This window comes from Nocardia sp. NPDC003345 (assembly GCF_053589395.1).
This window is the reverse complement of the sequence record NZ_JBSFRU010000435.1, coordinates 1-4429: the sequence shown is the minus strand read 5'-3', so window position 1 is coordinate 4429 and position 4429 is coordinate 1. Positions and strand designations below refer to the sequence as shown.

The following is a 4429-nucleotide window of genomic DNA, read 5'->3' as shown; positions in this document are numbered from 1 at the left end:
CTTGTGGCTTCGCCACATGCGCTTCGAGCGCTGACAGCAGACGCGGGCCGAACCCTTTGGGGGCCTCGCTGGACTCGGCGCAGATACGGTGACCGGTTGTTCGGTCGCCCTGTCAAGCCCAGAAGCGGGTCAGATAGCTGCCGTAGCGGGACCAGTTCTCGGGGACTCCGGAGAGGTCGTAGAGCGCGTAGACCACATCGAAGAAGACCTGGTTGATCGCGGGGGTGAACAGGAGGGCGAACAGGATCAGCATGCCGAAGGGTTTGAACTGTTCCAGGCTGCGGCGGGTCTGGTAGCTCAGGGAGGGTTCCACTACGCCGTAGCCGTCGAGGCCGGGGATGGGGAGCATGTTCAGCAGGGTCGCGGTGACCTGGAGGAAGGCCAGGAAGCTCAGCCCGAACCAGAGCGCGGGGTGGTGCTGGGAGCTGCCGAAAAGGCGCACCACCAGTAGCAGGACGGCGGCACACAGCAGATTCACGGCGGGGCCCGCGACGCTGATCAGCCGCTGGGTCCGGGGGGACACCTGATGGGTGTGGACGTAGACCGCCCCGCCGGGCAGGCCGATTCCGCCCAGGGCGATGAACACCATGGGCAGCACGATCGACAGCAGCGGGTGGCTATATTTCAGCGGGTTCAGGGTGAGGTATCCGCGTAACTCCACTTCGCGGTCACCGGCACGGTAGGCGAGGTAGGCGTGGGCGAATTCGTGCAGGCACAGGCTCACCACCCAGCCGAACACCACCAGCACGAAAACTCCGGCGCGCGCCTGCCACGAATCGATATCGGCGCCCCAGGCCAGCACCCCGCCCGCGACCGCCAGCGCGACCACGAGCAGGAACACGGGGCTCGGGCGCACGGCGCCGCGCCGTAGTGCCGGGGCGTTCACCGGACGAGGAGCCAGGGCTCGTGGTGGCGGTAGAAGCTGGCCCGGGGTACCGGGCGATCGCTCTGCACACCGTCGCGGTTGACGACCGCGGCGGGCGTGCCCAGCTGGGCGGCACGGCCGGGGGTCCAGCGGCGGCGGCGGAAACGGCGGGGCACGCTCGCCCGCACACCCGGTAGCTCCAGCGTCGGGGTGACGAACATCGCCCGGACTTCGCCGGAGAACAGGCGCGTGTCGTCGACGTAGGCCTCTCCGGTCAGGTGGGCACCGTCCACTCCGGTGATCTTGGCCCGGCCCACCAGCACCTTGCCGGTGTCGTCCCGGATCAGGGGCACCTCCTGGGCGCTGCCCGAGAGGGCGCGTTTGGCGGCGGCGTTCCCGGTGCCGGTCTGGTAGGCCTGCGCGCCGTAGGTTCCCTCGAGCGGCACGTACCCGACCTCCACATGCAGCCGTTCGGTCCGCATGAGGTGGGTGAGCACGGCCGCGAGTGCGGCATCATCACCGAGCACGATCAAGCGCGGGAGACTGTCGGCGGCCAGCACCGGCAGCAGTTCGTCGATGAGCGCGGGCGCCGGAACGGCGTCGGCCTGCGCGGTGGACTGTGCCGCCAGAGCGATGGGCACCGGAGCGTCTGCACAGCGGAGAACCTGGGTACTCAAACGCCCAACACCCTCCCTCGGACCGGTCGACCCCGAGTGTAGAGGGTGGGCCCGGGTGACCCGCGCAACGGGCCTGGCACGGCGGCCGTCCCGGCCCGCCGGCGGGCCTCGGCTAGACTGTGCTCCCGGCTTCCTCCCCATTACGGCAGGTAGCTGCGATACGAAGTGCGTGTCGCGCGTCGAACCCGTAGGAGACACGACCATGCCGGCAATCGTCCTCATCGGCGCCCAGTGGGGTGACGAGGGCAAGGGCAAAGCCACCGACCTACTCGGCGGCCGCGTGCAGTGGGTGGTGCGGTACCAGGGCGGTAACAACGCCGGTCATACCGTCGTGCTACCCAACGGGGACAACTTCGCGCTGCACCTCATCCCCTCGGGCATCCTCACCCCGGGGGTCAACAACGTCATCGGCAACGGCGTGGTCGTCGACCCGGGCGTCCTGCTGGACGAACTGGCCGGGCTCGAGGAGCGCGATGTCGACACCTCGGGTCTGCTGCTGTCCGCGGACGCGCATCTGATCATGCCGTACCACGTGGCCATCGATAAGGTCACCGAACGGTTCCTCGGCAACAACAAGATCGGCACCACCGGCCGCGGTATCGGCCCCTGCTACCAGGACAAGGTCGCCCGGGTGGGCGTGCGGGTCGCCGACGTACTGGACGAGAAGATCCTCACCCAGAAGGTCGAGGCCGCCCTGGAGTTCAAGAACCAGGTACTGGTCAAGATCTACAACCGGCGCGCGCTGGACCCGCAGCAGGTGGTCGAGGAGGTGCTGGGTCAGGCCGAACGCTTCGCGCACCGGATCAGCGATACCCGCCTGGAACTGAACCTGGCGCTGGAACGTGGTGAGACGGTACTGCTGGAGGGGTCGCAGGGCACACTGCTCGATGTCGACCACGGCACCTACCCCTACGTCACCTCGTCGAACCCCACCGCCGGCGGTGCCGCGGTGGGCGCGGGTATCGGCCCGAACCAGATCGGCACCGTGCTGGGCATCCTGAAGTGCTACACCACCCGGGTCGGTTCCGGCCCGTTCCCCACCGAGTTGTTCGACGAATCCGGCGTCTACCTGGCGAAAACCGGCGGCGAGGTCGGCGTGACCACCGGCCGCGCGCGACGCTGCGGCTGGTTCGACGCCGTGATCGCCCGGTACGCCACCCGGGTCAACGGGATCACCGACTACTTCCTCACCAAACTGGACGTGCTGTCCAGCCTGGACCGGGTGCCCATCTGCGTGGCCTACGAGGTCGACGGTGAGCGCGTGGAGCAGATGCCCACCACCCAGACCGGTTTCCATCACGCGAAACCCATCTTCGAGGAGATGCCGGGCTGGTGGGAGGACATCTCGGGGGCCCGCACCTTCGACGAACTCCCCGCCAACGCCCAGGCCTACGTGCATCGGCTGGAGGAACTGTCCGGGGCCCGGATCTCCTGTATCGGCGTGGGCCCGGGCCGCGACCAGACCATCGTGCGGCACGACATCCTGGGCTGATCCCGAACGGGTCAGCGGACGGCCTGGAACCCCAGCACCGTGTTGCCGATCCGGATCGCGTCGCCGTCGGCGAGCAAGGCCGAGTCGATCGGCTCCTCGTTGACGTAGACGCCGTTGGCCGAATCCAGATCCTCGATCAGGAGACCGGCCCGGCCCAGTTTGATCTGGGCGTGGTAGCGGCTGGCCTTCGGATCGTCGAGGACCAGGTCGTTATCGGTCATCCGGCCGATCCGCAAACTGCCGTGCGCCAGCGGCACGGTCCGGCCGTCGGGCAGCCGCAATTGCCCGCTGCGCACGGTGCGCGGTACCTCGGTGACGGTATCGGTCATGGCCGCCGCCAGCCGCTCGACGCTCTTGAGCTCGGTCGTACTCAGCGGTTCCTGGCGCAGCACCCGCCGTTCCAGTTCCAGCAGCGCCGGCCCCGGGTCGATACCGAGCTCCTCGGCGAGCACCGCCCGCACCCGGCGGCACGCCTCCAGGGCGTCGGCGTGCCGTTCGGAGAGGTAGAGCGCGGTGATGAGCTGAGCCCACAGCGGCTCGCGCAGCGGGTGCTCGGTGGTGAGCGCGACGAGCTCGCCGATCACCGCGACCGCGCGACCACAGGCGATCTCCGCGTCGAACCGCGCCGACACCGCCAGCAGCCGCTCCTCCTCCATCGCGGTGGCGAACCCGTCCGCGAAGCCCAGGCCGGCCAGATCGGAGAGCGCGCGCCCGTTCCATTCGCGCAGGGCGGTGGCGAAAAGCCGGGACGCCGAGACATTGTCACCGGCCGCGGACGCCCGGCTGCCCGCGTCCCGGGCCGCCTCGAACCGGCCGAGATCGCAGGCGTCGTCGGCGATCTCGAGCCGGTAGCCCGAGGATTCCGTGCGCAGCACCGTGGCCGGGTCGATACCGGAATTCCGCAGTGCCTTACGGATATTGGAGACGAACACCTGCAGGCTGGCCGCATAGGCGTCCGGCGGCTCCTCGTTCCAGACCATATCGGCCAGGGTGGTCGAGGCGACGGCGCGCCGCCGGTTCACCGCGAGCGCTGCGAGCAGCGCCCGGGGTTTGGGCCCGCCGACCGGGACCGGCTCACCGCCGACCAGTAACCGCACGGGCCCCAGCACACGGAGATCGAGAGTCATCTGGCTGCGGGTGAGAGCACGGGTATCAGGCGCTGATGGAGCGCCCCGCGGACTTCAGGTCCTCGCAGGCCTGCACCACCCGCTGCGCCATGTTCAGCTCGGCCTTCTTCAGGTAGCTGCGCGGATCGTAGGTCTTCTTGTTGCCGACCTCGCCGTCGATCTTGAGCACACCGTCGTAGTTGGCGAACATATGCGCGGCGATCGGGCGGGTGAAGGCGTACTGGGTGTCGGTGTCGACGTTCATCTTCACCACGCCGTAGCGCAGGGA

At 68.9% G+C, this 4429-nt stretch carries 5 protein-coding genes; 1 reads left to right on the top strand and 4 read right to left on the bottom strand.

All coding sequences use genetic code 11. The features are described from left to right. Positions 1–112: 112 nt before the first annotated feature. Together ACWDU1_RS30050 and ACWDU1_RS30045 are read right to left on the bottom strand one after the other, a co-directional pair. A complete protein-coding gene (locus tag ACWDU1_RS30050) occupies positions 113–886 on the bottom strand; it encodes a site-2 protease family protein (RefSeq protein ID WP_450003634.1) in 774 nt (257 codons plus the stop codon). After that, positions 883–1506 carry a hypothetical protein gene (locus tag ACWDU1_RS30045; protein ID WP_450003632.1) on the bottom strand — a complete coding sequence of 208 codons (624 nt, stop codon included), beginning with the start codon at positions 1504–1506 and terminating at the stop codon, positions 883–885. The genes ACWDU1_RS30050 and ACWDU1_RS30045 overlap by 4 nt, the downstream gene beginning before the upstream one ends. Before the next feature lie 238 nt (positions 1507–1744). On the opposite strand from ACWDU1_RS30045, the gene ACWDU1_RS30040 reads away from it, so the two are divergent. Continuing rightward, the gene (locus ACWDU1_RS30040) at positions 1745–3034 is read left to right on the top strand and encodes an adenylosuccinate synthase (RefSeq protein WP_450003630.1); all 1290 of its coding nucleotides are present in this window, start codon (positions 1745–1747) and stop codon (positions 3032–3034) included. 11 nt (positions 3035–3045) lie between these two features. Here ACWDU1_RS30040 and ACWDU1_RS30035 read toward each other — a convergent pair whose 3' ends face one another. Further along, positions 3046–4161, bottom strand: coding sequence for a BTAD domain-containing putative transcriptional regulator (locus ACWDU1_RS30035; RefSeq protein ID WP_450003629.1), 1116 nt, complete (start codon positions 4159–4161; stop codon positions 3046–3048). A gap of 25 nt (positions 4162–4186) precedes the next feature. Beyond that, on the bottom strand, positions 4187–4429 hold a 243-nt coding region (locus ACWDU1_RS30030; protein WP_450003628.1), incomplete at its 5' end, for a class II fructose-bisphosphate aldolase.